At 72.9% G+C, this 630-nt stretch carries 1 protein-coding gene; it reads right to left on the reverse strand.

Going from position 1 to position 630, the window contains the following annotated elements; translation table 11 throughout:
- Positions 1-624, reverse strand: a 624-nt coding sequence (locus tag KUM32_RS40705) for a LysR family transcriptional regulator (protein WP_217146706.1), incomplete at its 3' end; no start/stop codon positions are given.
- Positions 625-630: the final 6 nt, after the last annotated feature.

Raw genomic sequence — 630 nt, forward strand, 5'->3', positions numbered from 1 at the left:
GAGGTTGGCCATGTACGACTGCGGCATGTCGAACGACCAGGGTTCGTCCGCGTACGCCGCGAGGTCCACGACCTCGTCCTCGGTCGCGGGGTGTCCGGGCGGGACGACCAGCAGGATCGGGTCCGTCGCCAGCGGCACGAGGTCGAGGTCGGGCCCGAGCGGCAACTCGTCGAAGTCCGTGGTGGTGATGATGAGGTCCGCGTCGCCGCCGCGCAGCGCGGGCATGCTCTCGTGCGGCTCCAGTTGCAGCAGTTCCACGTCGAGGTGCGGGTGGGCGCGCGCGAGCCGGGTCACCGCCGGCACGGCCATGGTGTGGATCGCGCTCTGGAACGATCCGAGCCGCACCAAGCCGGCGGGCTCCGCGCTGAAGCCGCGCAGCTCCGCCTCGACGGTGCCCATGTGGTCGATGATCGCCCGCGCCCGCCGCGCCAGGATCAGCCCGGCCGGGGTCAGCCGCACGCGACGGCCGGTGCGCTCGATGAGCTGGGTGCGCGTCTCGGCCTCCAGCACGGCGAGTTGCTGGGACACGCTCGACGGGCTCAGGTTGGCGGCCTGGGCGACCGCGCGCACGGTGCCCAGCGCGTCCAACTGGCTGAGCAGCCGCAGCCTCCAGGGGTTCAGCACTCCCCC

This window comes from Streptomyces sp. AC627_RSS907 (assembly GCF_019049165.1).